The organism is Stenotrophomonas sp. GD04024 (genome assembly GCF_029837545.1).
Classification (GTDB): domain Bacteria; phylum Pseudomonadota; class Gammaproteobacteria; order Xanthomonadales; family Xanthomonadaceae; genus Stenotrophomonas; species Stenotrophomonas forensis.
Window position 1 is genome coordinate 1 of sequence record NZ_JAOEDV010000042.1, and the last position, 16,609, is coordinate 16,609.

The 16,609-nt window shown below is 67.8% G+C and carries 11 protein-coding genes and 1 riboswitch; of the genes, 8 read left to right on the forward strand and 3 right to left on the reverse strand.

Annotated elements, in window-relative coordinates; all coding sequences use genetic code 11:
* Positions 1-2,838: pitrilysin family protein (locus N7590_RS13900; protein WP_279935650.1), on the reverse strand; the 2,838-nt coding region annotated here is incomplete at its 3' end.
* 413 nt (positions 2,839-3,251) lie between these two features.
* Here N7590_RS13900 and N7590_RS13905 point away from each other — a divergent pair.
* Together N7590_RS13905 and N7590_RS13910 are read left to right on the forward strand one after the other, a co-directional pair.
* Positions 3,252-3,728, forward strand: coding sequence for a hypothetical protein (locus N7590_RS13905; RefSeq protein WP_053448482.1), 477 nt, complete (start codon positions 3,252-3,254; stop codon positions 3,726-3,728).
* Between the two features lie 69 nt (positions 3,729-3,797).
* On the forward strand, positions 3,798-4,277 hold the full coding sequence (locus N7590_RS13910; protein ID WP_004153580.1) for a tRNA (cytidine(34)-2'-O)-methyltransferase: 480 nt from the start codon (positions 3,798-3,800) through the stop codon (positions 4,275-4,277).
* Positions 4,278-4,414: 137 nt separating this feature from the next.
* On the opposite strand, the gene N7590_RS13915 is transcribed toward N7590_RS13910, so the two are convergent.
* Entirely contained in the window at positions 4,415-5,578 is a 1,164-nt protein-coding gene (locus N7590_RS13915) for an acyl-CoA dehydrogenase family protein (RefSeq protein ID WP_053448481.1), read from the reverse strand.
* Positions 5,579-5,835: 257 nt separating this feature from the next.
* Here N7590_RS13915 and N7590_RS13920 point away from each other — a divergent pair, with 257 nt between their 5' ends.
* Positions 5,836-7,512: an electron transfer flavoprotein-ubiquinone oxidoreductase gene (locus N7590_RS13920; RefSeq protein WP_053511123.1), complete on the forward strand. Its 1,677-nt coding sequence runs from the start codon at positions 5,836-5,838 to the stop codon at positions 7,510-7,512.
* Between the two features lie 65 nt (positions 7,513-7,577).
* Entirely contained in the window at positions 7,578-7,979 is a 402-nt protein-coding gene (locus N7590_RS13925; RefSeq protein WP_053511122.1) for a c-type cytochrome, read from the forward strand.
* Here the strand turns inward: N7590_RS13925 and N7590_RS13930 are convergent.
* Positions 7,973-11,578, reverse strand: coding sequence for a transporter substrate-binding domain-containing protein (locus tag N7590_RS13930; protein ID WP_279935651.1), 3,606 nt, complete (start codon positions 11,576-11,578; stop codon positions 7,973-7,975). The two genes, N7590_RS13925 and N7590_RS13930, sit on opposite strands and share 7 nt — an antisense overlap.
* Positions 11,579-11,653: 75 nt before the next feature.
* Between N7590_RS13930 and N7590_RS13935 the strand changes: the two genes are divergently transcribed.
* From N7590_RS13935 to N7590_RS13950, 4 genes are all read left to right on the forward strand, one after another.
* Complete coding sequence (locus N7590_RS13935) at positions 11,654-12,292, forward strand: response regulator transcription factor (protein ID WP_053511118.1); 639 nt, start codon at positions 11,654-11,656, stop codon at positions 12,290-12,292.
* 249 nt (positions 12,293-12,541) lie between these two features.
* Entirely contained in the window at positions 12,542-12,949 is a 408-nt protein-coding gene (locus N7590_RS13940; protein ID WP_040006712.1) for a glycine zipper 2TM domain-containing protein, read from the forward strand.
* A gap of 128 nt (positions 12,950-13,077) precedes the next feature.
* Positions 13,078-14,202, forward strand: coding sequence for a phosphotransferase (locus tag N7590_RS13945; protein WP_164242450.1), 1,125 nt, complete (start codon positions 13,078-13,080; stop codon positions 14,200-14,202).
* 43 nt (positions 14,203-14,245) lie between these two features.
* Positions 14,246-14,341: riboswitch (TPP riboswitch) on the forward strand.
* A 70-nt stretch (positions 14,342-14,411) separates the two neighbouring features.
* Positions 14,412-16,601 (forward strand): TonB-dependent siderophore receptor, encoded by a 2,190-nt coding sequence (locus tag N7590_RS13950; RefSeq protein ID WP_164242451.1) that lies wholly within the window; start codon positions 14,412-14,414, stop codon positions 16,599-16,601.
* Positions 16,602-16,609: the final 8 nt, after the last annotated feature.

The window sequence follows — 16,609 nt, forward strand, 5'->3', positions numbered from 1 at the left end:
CGGGTTGCCTTCGGCGTCGATCACCGTCACCTCGCCCAGGTTCAGCGCGCGCACGGCCGCTTCGGTCTGCTTCAGGTCACCCACGACCACCCATGTCAGCGCCTGCGGCTTGATCTCGGCGGCGGCCTGCTGCACCTGCGCCGGGGTCATCGCCTCGATCTCCGCCTTGCGGCGCAGCACATAGTCGTCCGGGCGCTTGAACTGCACGATCGAACCGATCGTCGACGCCACCGCGCTGGCGGTCTCGTAGGCACCGGGCAGGCTCAGGGTCTGGATGTTGCGGATGCGGTTGACCTCGGCAGCGGTGGCCGGCTTGCTGCCATCGGCGAACGCGGCGATTTCCTTGCGCATCTCCGCCATCGCCGGGCCGGTCTTGTCGATCTGCACCGGCGCACTGGCCATCCACGGACGCTGGCCCACCGAATTGACCGCGCTGCTGCGCGCACCGTACGACCAGTGCTTGTCCTCGCGCAGGTTCATGTTCAGGCGCGAGGTGAAGTCACCGCCGATCACGCCGTTGGCGATGTCGAAGCGGGTCGAGCTGGTGGCGCTTGATGGCGGCACCACCTGGCCGGCGAACAGGTTGGCCTGCACCGCACCCGGCTGGTCGATCAGGAACACGCGCGGGCCCTTCGGCAGCGCGACGTCGGTGGCGGCCTTCACCTGCGGGGCATCGCCACTGGCCTTCCAGTCGCCCAGCTGCTTGTCCAGCAGCGGCACGATCTCGGCCAGCGTGGTGTCACCGACCACGATCAGGGTGCCGTTCTGCGGGCGCAGCCAGTCGTGGTGGAAGTCGACCAGGTCTTCGCGGGTCAGGCCGTTGATCGCCGCTTCGTCACCGCTGCCGGTGAACGGAATGGCGTACGGGTGGCCCTTGCCGTACAGCAACGGCGGCAGCACGCGCATCGCCACCGCACCCGGGTTGACCTTCTCCTGCTGGATGCCGGCGATCCAGGTCGCCCGGACCCGGTCGATCTCGCCCTGCTCGAAGCGCGGCTCGCGCAGCAGGTCGCGGTACAGCGCCAGCGACGGAGCCAGGTTCTCCTTCAGCGCGGACAGGTCCACGCTCATCGAATCCAGGCCGGCCGAGGCATCCAGGCTGGCGCCCAGTGCGTCGGCAGCATCGGCGAAGGCCAGCGAACCCAGCTTGCCGGCGCCTTCGGTCATCAGGCTCATGGTGAAGTTGGCGGTGCCCGGCTTGCGTCCCTGGTCGGCGCTGAAGCCGCCCGGGAACTGGTAGCTGAACTGCACCACCGGGATTTCATGGCGTTCGGCCAGGATCACCTGGGTGCCGTTCTTCAGCGTGGCACGCTGCAGCGCCGGGAACTTCAGCTGCGGGAACTCGCGGGTCTGCGGCACGCCGGCCTTGCGGTCCACCTGCTCGGGCAGGGTGCTGTACTTCGGGTCCACCGCAGGCACGGTGAACGGCTTCGGCGTCTGGCTCGGTTCTTCCTTCAGCGCCACGCGCTCACCCGGCTCGATCACCAGGGTGTGGCTGCCCTTGTCCAGCCACTGCGCGCCCAGACGGCTCAGATCGGCGGCCGTGGCCTTGTCGATGTTGGCCAGCGAAGTGCGGAAACAGCCGGGGTCGCCGGTGAACACGGCGCACTCGGCCAGCGCGTCGGCCTTGCCGCCAAAACCACCGATGCGCTCGATGCCGCGGATGAAACCGGCGCGGGCGCCGGTCTTGGCGCGTTCAAGTTCGGCCGCGGTCGGACCCTGCTTGATCAGCCGGTCCAGTTCCTCATCGATGATCTTCTCGACCTTGGCCGGGTCCTGGCCCTGCTTCACGGTCGCCACGATCACGAAGTTGGAGCCCAGCTGCGAGGTCGACAGGCCCGAACCGATGCTGTCCACCAGCTTGTCCTGGTGCTGCAGGCGCTGGCTCAGGCGCGAGGACTTGGCGCCACCGAGTACCTGCGCGAACAGCTGCAGCTGATCGATATCGGTGGTGCCGACCTGCGGCACGTTCCAGGCGCGGTAGATGCGTGGCTGCGGCACCTTGTCGGTCATCGTCTCGCGGCTGTCGGCACTGCGCTTGGCCACGTTCACCGCCGGCTGCGCCATGGTCGGACCGGCCGGGATGCTGCCGAAGTACTTGGCGACCTTCTCCTTGGCGGTGGCCAGGTCGATGTCACCGGCCAGCACCAGCACTGCATTGTTCGGGCCGTACCAGGTGCGGAACCAGGTCTTCACGTCGTCCAGCGAGGCCGCGTTGAGATCGTTCATCGAACCGATCACACCGTGGTGGTACGGGTGGCCGACCGGGTACAGCGCCTTGTTGATCTGGTCCCAGGCCTGGCCGTACGGCTGGTTCTCACCCTGTCGCTTCTCGTTCTGCACCACGCCACGCTGCTCGTCCAGCGCCGCCTGGTCGATCGCACCGACCAGGTGGCCCATTCGGTCCGATTCCATCCACAGCGCCATGTCCAGCGCGGTGGTCGGCACGTTCTCGAAGTAGTTGGTGCGGTCGGTATTGGTGGTGCCGTTCTGGTTGGTGGCACCGACCTGCTTGAACGGCTCGAAGTACTCGCCGTCGTGGTTTTCGCTGCGCTGGAACATCAGGTGTTCGAACAGGTGCGCGAAGCCGGTGCGGCCGGCCGGTTCGTCCTTGCTGCCCACGTGGTACCAGACGTTGACCGCCACGATCGGCGCCTTGCGATCGGTATGCACGATCACCCGCAGGCCGTTGGGCAGGGTGAACTGCTCATACGGGATATCGACCCTGGCCGGGGCAGCCGGCTTGGCGGCCAGCACAGGGGTGGGCGCAAGCGTGCCCAGGGCGGTGCTGAGGGCGACAGCCAGCAATGCAGCGCGCGGGCGAAGGGCGAGAGACATATCCGGATCCTTGGTCACGTAGGTGAACCCCGATCCTAGCGTGCGCACGCAGCGGCAGGAATCGGTCGCCAGTCACTGGGGGTGTTTGTCTCGATGCGCCATTTCGGCCCCTCGCTGGGCCTTCTGACAGGTCACATGCGGCGGCAACCCGCGTCCGGACAGTGTCCGTCGCCCATCGAATGGACAGGTGTCCGCCCAGCGGACACTTTTCGAATCGAAAAAAGCCTTTCAAATCAACAACTAAAAGTTGGCACGGGGATTGCTTGGTACTTCCTGCGCCAGGAAGGGCTTCAGACGCAAGATGACTGAAGACTGAACAAATGCAGGAAATCGAAAATTTTCCTTGCAAGCCCAGAATCGGTGTACTACCTTACTACCACACCACTGATCGCCAACACTAAACAGGCCCCGTCATGAACGCCAAGACCATTGCCATCGCCATCGCCCTGATTGCCGGCACCGCGGTTGTTTCGTCGGTGCAGGCCTCCGAATCCATCAAGACCCTGTCCACCGTGCAGGTCCGCCCGGCCGCCGACCAGCTGGCCCAGCAGGCCTGGGAACAGGCCAGCGGCATCCCGACCCTGGCCACCGTGGAGGTGCGCCCGAGCGCCGACCAGCTGGCCGAGCGCAACGGCTACGCCGCCACTCCGGTCGCCGCCGCGATGCCGATCACCACGTTGGCCTCGGTGGAAGTGCGCCCCAGCCTGGAGCAGCGCGTCGCCCTGGCCGCCGAACTGGAAGCCCAGCGCTACGCCGCCACCCTGGCCGCCGCCGCTACCAACGTTGCCCACTCGGTCATCGTCAACCTGCCGGCCCTGCAGGTGCGCCCGAGCGCTGCCGACCTGCAGGCCCTGGCCAGCGAAACCGCCCAGGTCCTGCTGCGCCCGTAACCGGTGCCGCCCTGCCCCGTGCAGGGCGTGCGCCGTAAAGGCGGCGGCCGTCGCAGGTACACTGCGCCGATGAATGCCGCGCCCCAGTTCCACGTGATCCTGTTCCAACCGGAAATCCCGCCCAACACGGGCAACGTGATCCGTCTCTGCGCCAACACCGGCGCGCAGCTGCACCTGGTCGAGCCGCTCGGCTTCGCACTGGAAGACAAGCAGCTCAAGCGCGCCGGGCTGGACTACCACGAGTACTCGCGCCTGCAGGTGCACCCGGACCTGGACACCGCGCTGGCGCGGATCGCGCCCAAGCGGCTGTTCGCCCTGAGTACCCGGGCCAGCGTGCGTTATGACAGCGTGGCCTTTGAAGATGGCGATGCGTTCCTGTTCGGCCCGGAAAGCCGCGGCCTGCCGCAGGACGTGCTCGATGCCCTGCCCGATGGCGCCCGCCTGCGCCTGCCGATGCGGCCGGACAATCGAAGCCTCAATCTTTCCAACACCGTGGCGGTGGTGATGTACGAGGCGTGGCGGCAGCACGGGTTTGCCGGCGGGGCGTAAACCGCCTCAGATGGGTGTGAACCGCTCCTGGTGGATGCGGACCGCACTTGGTGGGTGCGGACCTTGGTCCGCACAAATGCCTGGCCGGATGCTGAAGGAATGTGCCAACCAAGGTTGGCACCCACCACAACCCGATTTCAGAACGCGTTGATGCCGGTCAGTTCGCGGCCGATCACCAGCTGGTGCACGGTCTCGGTGCCTTCATAGGTGATCACCGATTCCAGGTTCAGTGCGTGGCGGATCGCCACGTGCTCGGTGGTGATGCCCGCGCCGCCGAGCAGATCGCGACACTCGCGGGCGATATCAATCGCCATGCGGCAGTTGTTCCACTTGGCCAGGCTGACCTGCTGCGGCTGCAGCTGGCCCGCTTCCTTCAACCGCCCCAACTGCAATGCCAGCAGCTGCGCGGTGGTGATGCGGCGGGCCATCTCGGCCAGCTTGATCTGTGCGCTCTGCGTGGCCGCCAACGGGCGCCCGAACAGCACGCGTTCCTTGGCATAGCCCAGCGCTTCATCCAGGCAGGCGATGGCCGCGCCGATCGGGCCCCAGCTGATGCCGAAGCGGGCCTGGGTCAGGCAGCCCAGCGGCCCCTTCAGGCCCTTCACGTTCGGCAGGCGATGGCTGTCGGGCACGCGCACGTCGTCGAAGAACAGCGCACCGGTCAGCGAGGCGCGCAGGCTCATCTTGTGCTTGATTTCCTGGGTGGTGAAGCCGGCCATGCCCTTTTCCAGCACGAAGCCCTGGATGCCGTCCTCGGTCTGCGCCCAGACGATCGCCAGGTCGGCCACCGGCCCGCTGGTGATCCACATCTTGCTGCCGCTGATCCGCCAGTCACTGCCGTCGCGCACCGCACGGGTCTTCATGCTGGCCGGATCGGAACCGCCGTGCGCCTCGGTCAGGCCGAAGCAGCCGATCAGTTCGCCGCGCGCCATCGCCGGCAGCCACTGCTGGCGCTGTTCCTCGCTGCCATAGGCGTAGATGGGATACATGCACAGCGAGCTCTGCACCGAAACGAAGCTGCGCAGGCCCGAGTCGCCACGCTCCAGCTCCTGGCAGATCAGGCCGTAGCTGACCGCACCGAGGCCACCGCCGCCGTATTCGGCCGGCAGGGTGGCGCCGAGCAGGCCCAGCGATGCGATCTCCGGCACCAGTTCAGATGGAAAACGGGCCTGGTCAAAGGCATCGCCGATGATCGGCAGCACCCGCTCGTTGGTGAAGCGGGCGACGCTCTCCTGCACCGCGCGCTCTTCCTCGTTGAGCAGGGAACGGACATCGAACAGATCGTACGGATGCAAAGCCATGGCACTCACGCGCAGTCAGGACCGGGCCATTGTCGGTCATCCGGGCAGAGCGTGCCGACCCAGGTCGGCACCCACCAGAGCGGCGGCCCTACGCTGCAATGCAGCAATCGGGATGTGAACATCGGCGATCTAGCTCGATCACGCGCGGCCCGGTACCCTGACACATTCAAACAACCGTTTCGCTCGTGGCTGCACGCGCGATTTCCAGGCACCGCCGGTGGCCCCGATGCCGGCCCTACCCACGAGTCATGCAATCGATGAGCGCTGAAGCCAACGCCCTGCCCCCGCGTGAAGTAATGGAGTTCGACGTGGTGATCGTCGGCGCCGGCCCCGCCGGCCTGGCCACCGCGATCCGCCTGCGCCAACGCGCGATCGAAGCCGGTCGCGAACTGTCGGTCTGCGTGCTGGAGAAGGGCTCCGAGCCGGGCGCACACGTGCTGTCCGGCGCGGTGATGGACCCGCGTGCACTGACCGAGCTGTTCCCGGACTGGGCCGAGCGCGGCGCGCCGCTGAAGCAGAAGGTCACCCGCGACGAATTCCTGTTCCTCAGCGAAACCGGCGCACGCAGCACGCCCAACGCGCTGCTGCCGGAGTGCTTCCACAACGAAGGCAACTACATCATCAGCCTGGGCGAAGTGACCCGTTGGCTGGCGCAGCAGGCCGAGGCGCTGGAAGTGGCGATCTTCCCCGGCTTCGCCGCCGCCGAGGTGCTGTATGGCGACAACGGTGAAGTGATCGGCGTAGCCACCGGCGACATGGGCATCGAGAAGGACGGCAGCATCGGCCCGGCCTTCGAGCGTGGCATGGCGTTGCAGGCCAAGTACACGATCTTCGCTGAAGGCGCGCGCGGCCACCTCGGCCGCCAGCTGATCGCCCGTTACAAGCTGGACGAAGGCAAGGACCCGCAAGCCTACGGCATCGGCATCAAGGAGCTGTGGCAGATCGACCCGGCCAGGCATGAGCCGGGCCTGGTGGTGCACGCCGCCGGCTGGCCGCTGGACAACGACACCTATGGCGGCGCGTTCCTGTACCACGCTGACGGCGGCAAGGTTGCCATCGGCTACGTGGTCGGCCTGGACTACAAGAACCCGTGGCTGAGCCCGTTCGAGGAATTCCAGCGCTTCAAGACCCACCCGTCCATCCGCAAGCACCTGGAAGGTGGCACCCGCATCGGTTACGGCGCGCGCGCCATCACCGCCGGTGGCCTGATGTCGCTGCCGAAGACGGTGTTCCCCGGTGGCGCACTGGTCGGCTGCGAGGCCGGCTACCTCAACGTCAGCCGCATCAAGGGCAGCCACGCCGCGATCAAGACCGGCATGTTGTGCGCCGATGCAGCCTTCGACGCGCTGGCCGGAGACCGCCAGCACGATGAACTGGACGCCTACCCGAAGGCGTTCGAAGCCAGCTGGCTGTTCACCGAACTGCAGCAGGCCAAGAACTTCAAGCAGTGGTTCAAGAAGGGCCAGACCGTGGCCACGCTGATGACCGGCATCGAGCAGTGGCTGCTGCCCAAGCTGGGCGTGCGCAACCCGCCGTGGACCCTGCGCCACAGCACCCCGGACCACGCCTGCCTGGAGCCGGCGGCCAAGCACACCCGCATCGCCTACCCGAAGCCGGATGGCGTGCTGACCTTCGACCGCCTCAGCTCGGTGTTCCTGAGCAGCACCAACCACGACGAGAACCAGCCCAGCCACCTGACGCTGAAGGACGCCAGCATTCCGGTGAAGGTGAACCTGGCCGAGTACGCCGGCCCGGAAGCACGCTACTGCCCGGCCGGCGTGTACGAGTTCGTCGGCGAGGCCGACAACGCGCGGCTGCAGATCAACGCGCAGAACTGCGTGCACTGCAAGACCTGCGACATCAAGGACCCGACCCAGAACATCGTCTGGGTGACCCCGCAGGGCGGCGGCGGCCCGAACTACTCGGGCATGTGACCGCCTCGGGCTGCGACTGCATGTCGCAGCCCGGTCGTTTCCGCGCACCGCTATCCTGCCCGCCCATGCGCGCCTTCAACCTGCTCACCATCGTTGCCATGGCACTGGCGGCCACGGCCTGCCAGCGCCCGCCCGCCGCGCCGGCCACGCCCGAACAGGCCCACCAGCAGGCCATGCAGCGCGCGTTCGAGCTGTGCGCCGGTTGCCATACCGTGCAGCCTGGCGGGATCCATCGCTTCGGGCCGAACCTGCATGGCGTGATCGGTCGCCGTGCAGGCAGCCTGCCCGACTACAGCTATTCCGACGGCATGCGCCGCGCCGACATCACCTGGACCGCGCAGACCCTGGATGCATTCCTGCAGTCGCCCACCCACCTGGTGCCGGGCACGCGCATGTACAACGCCTTCCCCAGCGCCGAACGCCGCGCGTTGGTGATCGCCTACCTGCAGCAGCAGTCGGCTCAGTGAGCCAGCCGCTGCAGCTGTTGCTGCAGCCGGGCCACGAACGCCGCGACCGCAGCGAACAGCGGCGCCGGATCGGTTTCGGTTGCGTCCTGCAGGCGCTCGACCAGCGCATTGGCCTGGCCTGCCAGCACGCCCGCCCCCACCGCCCCGAGGCCGCCGGCCTGGCGATGCAGGTGTAGCGCCGCGGCCGCACGGTCACCGGCCTGCAGCGCGCGCTGCACGGCCGCCAGATCCTCCTCGCTGGCCTGCAGCAGGCTGTCGCGCAGCTGCTCGGCCACCGCCCGTGAGCCGAACCGCTGCTGCAGGTCGGCCAGATCGGGCAGCGCCATGCCGTCGTCGGCCACCACCTCCGTTACCGGCTCGGCGAACGTCTGGCCCTGTGCCTGCGGCAACCAGCGCAGCAGCGCCGCACGCAGCGTGGCCAGTGACAGCGGCTTGGCCAGCACCTCATCCATGCCGGCCTCGCGGCAGCGGCGCGCATCGTCGTCCAGCACGCTGGCGGTCAACGCCAGCACGGTCAGCCGCGGCTGGCCGGTGCGGCCTTCGCGTTCGCGCAGCAGGCGGGTGAAGCCGAACCCGTCCAGTACCGGCATGCGGCAATCGGTGATCACCAGGTCGAAACTCTCCGCGGCCAGCCGATCCAGCCCCTGCTGGCCATCGCCGACCATCACGTGCGGCACGCCCAGCTGCTGCAACCGCCAGGCCATCATCGCCTGGTTGGTCGGGTGATCCTCGATCACCAGCACGCGCGCCTGGCGCAGCGCGGCCGGCAGCAATGCGGCCTGCTCCTGCTCGGCCACCAGGGCCTCGACATCGCCACTGCCCGCTTCCACCAGCGACAACCGCACTTCGGCACGGGTGCCCTCGCCCAGCGTGCTGTGCAGGGTCAGCTCGCCCTCCATCATCTGCGCCAGCCGCTGGCTGATGCTCAGGCCCAGGCCGGTGCCACCGTGGTCGCGCTGGATGTAGGCACCGGCCTGGGTGAAGGGTGCGAACAGGTGCTGCAGCTGCTCCGGTGCGATGCCCATGCCGGTGTCGGTGTCGGTGACGCTCAGGCACAACGGCTGGGCGCCGTCCTCGCGGGTCGGCCCCAGCACCTCCAGCTGCAGGCGGACCTCGCCCTGGGCGGTGAACTTGATGGCGTTGCTGAGCAGGTTGAACACGATCTGGCGCAGGCGTACGCCATCGACTTCGTGCGCGGGCGCCAGCTGTGGATCAATCTGCACGTGCAGCGCCAGCCCGCGTGCACTGGCCTGGGCCGAGAGCAGGCGGCAAACGCTTTCCAGCAACGGCCGCAGGGGCTGCGGCACCGGCTCCAGGCGCAGCGCACCGGCTTCAAGCCTGGAGTAATCGAGGATGTCGTCGAGAATCTGCCGCAGCATCTGCGCCGAATCCTCGATCACGCCCAGAATGCGCTGCTGCTCGGCGTCCAGCGGTGAATGCGCCAGCACTTCCAGCATGCCGAGCACGCCACTCATCGGCGTGCGGATCTCATGACTCATGGTGGCCAGGAAACGCGACTTGGCCTCCGCCGCCTGCTCGGCGTCGGCCTTCGCCGCCACCAGGGCATCGGCCTGTGCGCGCGCCTCGCTCACATCCACCCAGTAGCCACTCCACGTCACCGCGCCGGCTTCGGCCGCATAGGGATGGGCCTGGCTGCGCACCCAGCGCGCGTCGGTGCCCTCGGCGCGCAGGCGGAATTCCAGGATCAATGGCGCGAACTGGCGCGCGGCCTGCTCGACCGCCTGCAGGATGCGCGCGCGATCGTCCTCCTCGATGCGCTCCAGCAGGATCTTCGCATCCTGCTCGGCCTGCTGCCGGCTGATTCCGAACAGGGCCTGCAGATCGCCGGCGATGAACGGGAAGCTGAGCGTGCCATCGGCATCGCGGCGTGCCTGGTAGACCACCGCCGGGAGGTTGTCGGTGACTTCGGCCAGGCGCTGTTCCAGGTGACGCCGCCCGGCCACTTCGCGGCGCAGCCGCCAGTAGCCGATGCCATGCACCAGCACGGCGGTCAGCAGCACCAGCAGCAGCGGCAGTGCCCAGCGCAGCACCCGCTTCCAGTCGACCCCATTGCGGTGCTCGACCGACAGCCAGTCGCCGCGCAATGCCTCGTGCTCGCGCGGTGCCATCTGCAGCAGCAGGCGGTCGAAGGTCGTGGCCAGCGCGGCATGGCGGCGCTCCACCGCCATCACCAGCTGATCGTTGAAACCCGCCGGGGCAGCAACCTGCAGGCGCCCCTGGAAGCGGCTGCGCAGCAGCTGATTGACCAGCGCCAGGTTGCCCACATAGGCATCGGCTTCGCCATCAAGAACCCGCTGCATCGCCTGTTCGGCACTACGCGCCGCCATGATCCGGGCCTGCGGTGCCTGCTGCAGCACGTAGCCACGCACGCGCTCCGGATCGGACAGCAGCACGCGCTTTCCCTGCAGGTCCGACAGGCCCAGCAGGGCAGGGCTGTCGACGCGGCTGACGATCACGTTCGGCACGCTGATGAAGGGCTGGCTGAACACCCAGTCCGGCCCGAGGTAGCGCGAATCGGCCGGGATGCCCATCACCGCCTGCAGCTCGCCACGGCGCGCCTTCTCGCGCACCTCGTACCAGTCGTGGCTGCTCTCCGGCTGCAGGTGTGCACCAGCCTGCACCAGCCGATGCAGGTACTCGCTGGCCAGGCCACTGGGCGCACCATCCCCGCCGGTGAACGACAACGGCGCCGCATTCGGTGCGAAGCCGATCTTCAGTGGCTGCTCCAGCACCCGCTTTTCGGCCTGGCTCAGCGCCATCTGCGCCGACGCCGACCATTGCGGTGGCGGCAGCCAGCGCCTCGCCAGGGCATCGCGCTGGGCCTGGCTGGTTGCGGCCAGGGCCAGGTCCAGCGCTTCGGCCAGCGGCTGCTTGCTGCTGGGGATGCCGAAGTGCAGCCGTTCGGGCGGCAGATCGCTGGGTCGCAGCAGCACCACACCCTGCAGATGCTGGACGGCGATCAGTTCAGTGGCGACATAAGCATTGCCGATATAGACATCAGCTTTGTCGTCTCTGACCATCTCGAGCGCCGCCAGCGAGCTGTGTGCGACAAGCTGCCGTGCGCGCGGGAATCGTGCCCGCACCTGCGGACCGGTCAGGAAATCCTGCTCGATCACCACCCGCAATCCATCCAGATCAGGATTGTCGGAGCCACGCAGGTCGCCCGGCCGGCCCACCAGGGCCAACGGTGCTTCGCCATAGGCGGCCGTGTACACCATGCAACGGGTGCGGTCGGCACTGAGACCGACATTCATCACCACATCGATCTCGCCACGGCACGCCGCATCCAACACGGATGTCCAATCTGGATAGCGACGGGCCTCCACCCTGACGCCTAGCTGGCGGGCAAGAAGCGACAGATAATCTGGTCCCAGGCCAACCTGCTGGCCATCATGGAGGGACTCGAATGGCGGCCAGCCGCTGTCATACTGGCCCACGACGATGCTCGGATGGGCGGCGAGGTACTCACGCTGCAGGGAGCTGAGCGGCAGCAGCCCTGGAACGCCCTGTACCAGGGCCGCTGGCAGCACCAGTACGGCCAGCAGCAGGACCAGCCCGCGAACAGCCCAGCTACGCATCGGCGTCGATCTCCTAGAATGCTGCCAGGGACCGCGATGGTCGCGGCCCGGCCTGCCCGGTGGTCATACTAGAGCATGAGCTTGCGCATCATCATCGCAGACGACCACCCGGTGGTCCGTATCGGCACCCGCGCCGTCATCGAATCGAGCGGGGTGGGCCGCGTGGTCGGCGAAGCCGACAGCGCGCAGGCGCTGATGGCCCTGCTGGGCGACCAACCCTGCGACCTGCTGGTCACCGACTACTCCATGCCCGGCAGCCCCCAGGCCGATGGCTTCGCCATGATCGGCATGATCCGCCGCCGTCATCCCGAGCTGCCGGTGCTGATGCTCAGCGTCTCCAACAACCTGGCGATCCTGCGCATGGTGCTCGACAGCGGCGTGCTGGGCCTGGTCGACAAGAGCTCGTCGATGGACGAACTACCGCAGGCCATCCAGGCGGTCTACCGCGGCCAGGCCTACATCAGCCGCAGCCTGCGCGAGCGGGTCGAGGCCGCGGGCGGCTGGCGCATGCGCGAGGGCGACGGCAAGCCGCTGTCGCCCCGCGAGGTGGAGGTACTGCGGCTGCTCGGCACCGGCATGACCGTGAAGGAGATCTCGCTGCAACTGCACAAAAGTGTCAGCACCATCAGCCGCCAGAAGGGTGACGCCATGCTCAAGCTGGGCCTGAAGGGCGACGCCGAACTGTTCGATTACCTGCGCGACGGCAAGATCTGAGACTCAGCCCGCACAACACAGGCCCCGAACAGGGCCAGGGTGCACCGCCCGTTCCCTATCTGCCAGCTGAGCGGCCAGGCCCGCTTTCAGCCTTGCTTCATGCCGCCTGCCGCTAGATGAATGCGCAAGCCGCACGGTGCGCCAGGCAATGTTCCGGCAATGTTGGAACGCCAGCGTGGACATCACGGCAGCCGGGGCGCCCCGCGCCCTCCCTGCCCAGCGTGGCATGCACCTCACAGGAGAACGAACATGCTCAGTACTTCCACACTCAGCTTCCGTGGTCTGGCGATGGCGCTGGCACTGGTGGCCGGTGTCGCCGTGGTCAGCGATGCCAGCGCGATGTCGAGGAAGGACAAGCGCACCCTGGTTGGCGCCGTGGTCGGTGGCGTGGCCGGCAACCTGCTCTCCAACGGCGACCCCGCCGCGACCGTCGGCGGTGCGGTGGCCGGCGGTGCGATCGGCAACCTGACCACCTCCGACCGCCGCGACCGTCGCTATTACGACAACCGCTACTACGACAACCGCTACGACCGCCGCTACGATCGTGGCTACTACCGCAGCGGCTACTACGACCGCGGTGACGACCGCCGCTGGCAGCGCGATCGCTATTACGACAACCGCTACTACAACGACCGCGGCCGTCATCGCGGCTGGTAAGCGGCGGCACGGCTCACCGCGAGCGGGCGCAGGGACGGGCGGGTCGATGACCCGCCCGTTTGCGTTGGCCGCGGGCATGGCGTTGAATGCGCAGCCTTGGATGTGACTTTCCCCTCTCGGGCTGCGGCATGACTTCTTCCTCCCACCGCGTGCAGGGCCTCAACAACGACGAGGTCGCCGCCGACTGGCCACCGATCAGCACGCGGGACATCAGCTGGCTGCGCGAGCACTACCCGCAGCTTGACGGGCAAAGCCAGGCGCGCTGGCACAGCCCGCGGCCACTGTCGGCCGCCGCCATTGTCGACGGCGCGCAGGGTGCGGTGTTCATCAAGCGCCATCACCACAGCGTGCGCAGCGCGGCCTGCCTGGAAGAAGAGCACCGCTTCATCGCGCATCTCGCGGCGGCAGGCCTGCCCGTGGTCCAGCTGCTGGCGGCCGCCGATGGGCATACCGCCGTCGAACAGGGCGAGTGGACCTTTGAACTGCACGCCGTTGGCGTAGGCGACGATCTGTACCGCGATGCAGTGTCATGGTCGCTGCTGACCGATGTCGCGCAGGCCCGCGAAGCCGGCCGCATGCTGGCGCGACTGCACCAGGCTTCGGACAGCTACCACGCGCCGCAGCGCAGCACCCATGTGCTGGTCGCGCGCGACGATCTGATCCGTGCCGGTGATCCGATTGCAGCAATCAAGTCTGACCTGGCCACACGCCCCGGCCTGGCCCGCTACCTCGCACGCATCCCGTGGGAAGCCCAGCTCCGCCGCGACGTACTGCCGTGGCACAGCGGCCTGGCCGAGCGCCTGCGCGACGAACCCCGGCTATGGGCGCACAACGACTGGCACGTCTCCAACCTGCTGTGGCGCGACGGCCAGGTCAGCACCGTGCTGGATTTCGGCCTGGCCTCGCCCACCAGCGCACTGTTCGACCTCGCCACCGCGATCGAGCGCAACGCGGTGGCGTGGCTGCAGCTGGAGCGCGGCATGGAGGCGGTACGCATCGACATCGCACTGGCGTTGCTGGACGGCTATCGCCAGGTGCTGCCACTGTCGGCCGCGCGCGTGCACCTGCTGGCCGACCTGCTGCCGATGGTCCATTTCGACTTCGCACTGTCCGAAGTGGAGTACTTCGAAGGTGTCACCAGCTCGACCGCGAACGCCGACGTGGCCTGGCAGCCCTTCATGCTGGGGCATCCGGCATGGTTCCACAGCCCGCCCGGTCAGGCGCTGCTGCGGGCCCTGCACGCCGCGGCATGAACGCCACCGGCTCGCAAATCCGTACCATTTGTAGTGAAATGGTCACCTGAAGCGGGGGTGCCTGGATCTGCCAGGCTGAGAGAGTCCCTTGGAACCTGATCCGGTTTGCACCGGCGTAGGGAGCTTTGAGCCGCAGCCACACCCCCGTCATGGGCCGGTGCACCTGCGCGCCGTCGCTTCGTCTCCCTTGTTGTCCGAAGACGAACCGAATGAACCGCTGCCTGCGCCCCACCCTGCTCTCCCTCGCCCTCTGCGCCGCGCTGCCGCTGCATGCCAGCGAGGCCGACGCTGCTGCCGATGCGGCTGCCACCGGCGCCGAACGCTCGCCCACCGAACTGGCGGCGGTGCGCGTGCAGGCCGGCAAGCCGAAGGCGGATACCTCACGCGTGAATGCCTTCGGTGGCGGTTCGTGGAAGGACACGCCAGCTTCGGTGAACGTGCTCGAGCGCGACTATCTCGATCGCCGCCAGGTGCGTTCGCTGTCCGAGCTGGCCAGCAACGATGCCTCGCTGGGTGATGCGTATGCACCCGTGGGCTATTACCAGAACATCGCCATCCGCGGATTCGCGCTCGATGCCGCCACCGGCTATCGCTTCAACGGCCTGTCCATCGCTGGCGAACAGCGCCTGGCGCTGGAGAACGTGCAGGCGGTGGAGATCCTCAAGGGTGAAGCCGGCCTGGCCGCCGGCGTGATGGCGCCGGGCGGCATCATCAACTACATCGGCAAGCGTCCGGCCGAAGTGCGCACCGCCACGCTCGGCACCGATTCGGAAGGCTCGCGCTACGTCGCCGTCGATGTCGGCCACTGGATCACCCCGCGCTTCGGCCTGCGCCTGAACGCCGCCTGGGATTCCAGCAGTTCCTACGTCGAGCACGCCGATGGCCGCCGCAACTTCTACTCGCTGGCCGCCGACTGGCTGATCGGCGAACGCGGCAAGCTGGAAGTGGATGCCAACTACCAGACCAGCTCGCAGCGCTCGGTGTCGGGTTACCAGCTGCTGGGCGCGCGTGACCTGCCGCGCGGTGTCGACCGCGAGCACCTGCTCGGCTACCAGCCGTGGCAGCGCCCGGTGGATATCGCCAGCACCAACATCACCGCCCTGCACACGTACGACTTCAACGACGCGTGGCAGTCGCGCGTCTCGGTCGGCCACAGCCGCTCGGTGATCGATGACAACGTCGCCTTCGCCTACGGCTGCTATTACGCCGCGCAATGCGCCGATGGCAGCGTGCCGGGCAACTACTTCGCCCCCAATGGCGACTACGACGTCTACGACTACCGCAGCCCCGACGACACCCGGCGCAACCAGCAGGCGCGTGCCGAGCTGCGTGGCCGCTTCGAGACCGGCACGGTCGGCCACCAGCTGACTGTCGGTGCCGACTACTTCCGCCGTACCGTGGACAAGCGGCCCAGCGTCAACGAGTACGTCGGCACCAGCAACATCCACGACACGCAGGTGCCGGTGTTCGAGCCGTCGCCGAAGATGCCGGGGCCGTCCGCGCGACGCCTGGACAGCCGCCAGACCGCATTCTTCGCGCTGGACCGGATGAGCTTCGGTGACGACTGGCAATGGCTGGCCGGTGGCCGCTTCGTGCGGCTGGATGAACGCGCGTACGACAAGCGCGGCACCCCACAGCGCCACAGCCGCCTGTCGCGCTTCCTGCCGCAGACCGCACTGGTGTGGAAGGCGACCGACCAGCTCAATGCCTACGCCAGCTACGTGCGCGGCATTTCATTGGGCCAGGAAGCGCCGTTCTGGACCAGCAACGCCGATACCTTCCTGCCCTCGGTGCAGTCGCGGCAGCTGGAAGTGGGCGTGAAGTACGTGCCGGTCGAGGCGCTGACGCTGGGCGCGGCGGTGTTCCGCATTTCGCAGCCGTACCAGTACGCCCAGCCCGACAACAGCGACGCTGGCTATACCTTCGTCGAGGAAGGCACACAGACCCACACCGGCCTGGAGCTGACCGCCAACGGCCAGTTGACCGATGCGCTGCAGATCGTGGCCAGTGCCAGCGTGCTGCAGGCGCGCGCACGCGACACCGGCACGCCGGCCTATGAAGGCCATCAGCTGGTGAACGTGCCGAAGGTGCGCGCCAGCGTGCACCTGGCCTACGCGTTGCCCTTCGTGCAGGGCCTGGAGGCGACCGGGGGCTGGCGCTATGCCGGTGCCAACGTCGCCCGTGCCGATGGCGACGTGCGTGCACCGGACTACTCGGTGTTCGATGCCGGCCTGCGTTTCCAGCATCGCCTGCACGAACGTGCGGTGACCTGGAACCTGTCGGTGGACAACGTGTTCAACCGCTTCTACTGGCGTGATACCGGCAGCAGCGGCGGTGACTACTACCTGTTCCCCGGCGCACCGCGACAGGCCCGCCTGTCGGTGACGTTCGCACTGTGAGCGGCGCC

Coding starts and splice junctions, on each gene's coding strand:
- N7590_RS13905 (WP_053448482.1), top strand. CDS start 3,252: ATGAACGCCAAGACCATTGCCATCGCCATCGCCCTGATTGCCGGCACC.
- N7590_RS13910 (WP_004153580.1), top strand. CDS start 3,798: ATGAATGCCGCGCCCCAGTTCCACGTGATCCTGTTCCAACCGGAAATC.
- N7590_RS13915 (WP_053448481.1), bottom strand. CDS start 5,578: ATGGCTTTGCATCCGTACGATCTGTTCGATGTCCGTTCCCTGCTCAAC.
- N7590_RS13920 (WP_053511123.1), top strand. CDS start 5,836: ATGAGCGCTGAAGCCAACGCCCTGCCCCCGCGTGAAGTAATGGAGTTC.
- N7590_RS13925 (WP_053511122.1), top strand. CDS start 7,578: ATGCGCGCCTTCAACCTGCTCACCATCGTTGCCATGGCACTGGCGGCC.
- N7590_RS13930 (WP_279935651.1), bottom strand. CDS start 11,578: ATGCGTAGCTGGGCTGTTCGCGGGCTGGTCCTGCTGCTGGCCGTACTG.
- N7590_RS13935 (WP_053511118.1), top strand. CDS start 11,654: ATGAGCTTGCGCATCATCATCGCAGACGACCACCCGGTGGTCCGTATC.
- N7590_RS13940 (WP_040006712.1), top strand. CDS start 12,542: ATGCTCAGTACTTCCACACTCAGCTTCCGTGGTCTGGCGATGGCGCTG.
- N7590_RS13945 (WP_164242450.1), top strand. CDS start 13,078: ATGACTTCTTCCTCCCACCGCGTGCAGGGCCTCAACAACGACGAGGTC.
- N7590_RS13950 (WP_164242451.1), top strand. CDS start 14,412: ATGAACCGCTGCCTGCGCCCCACCCTGCTCTCCCTCGCCCTCTGCGCC.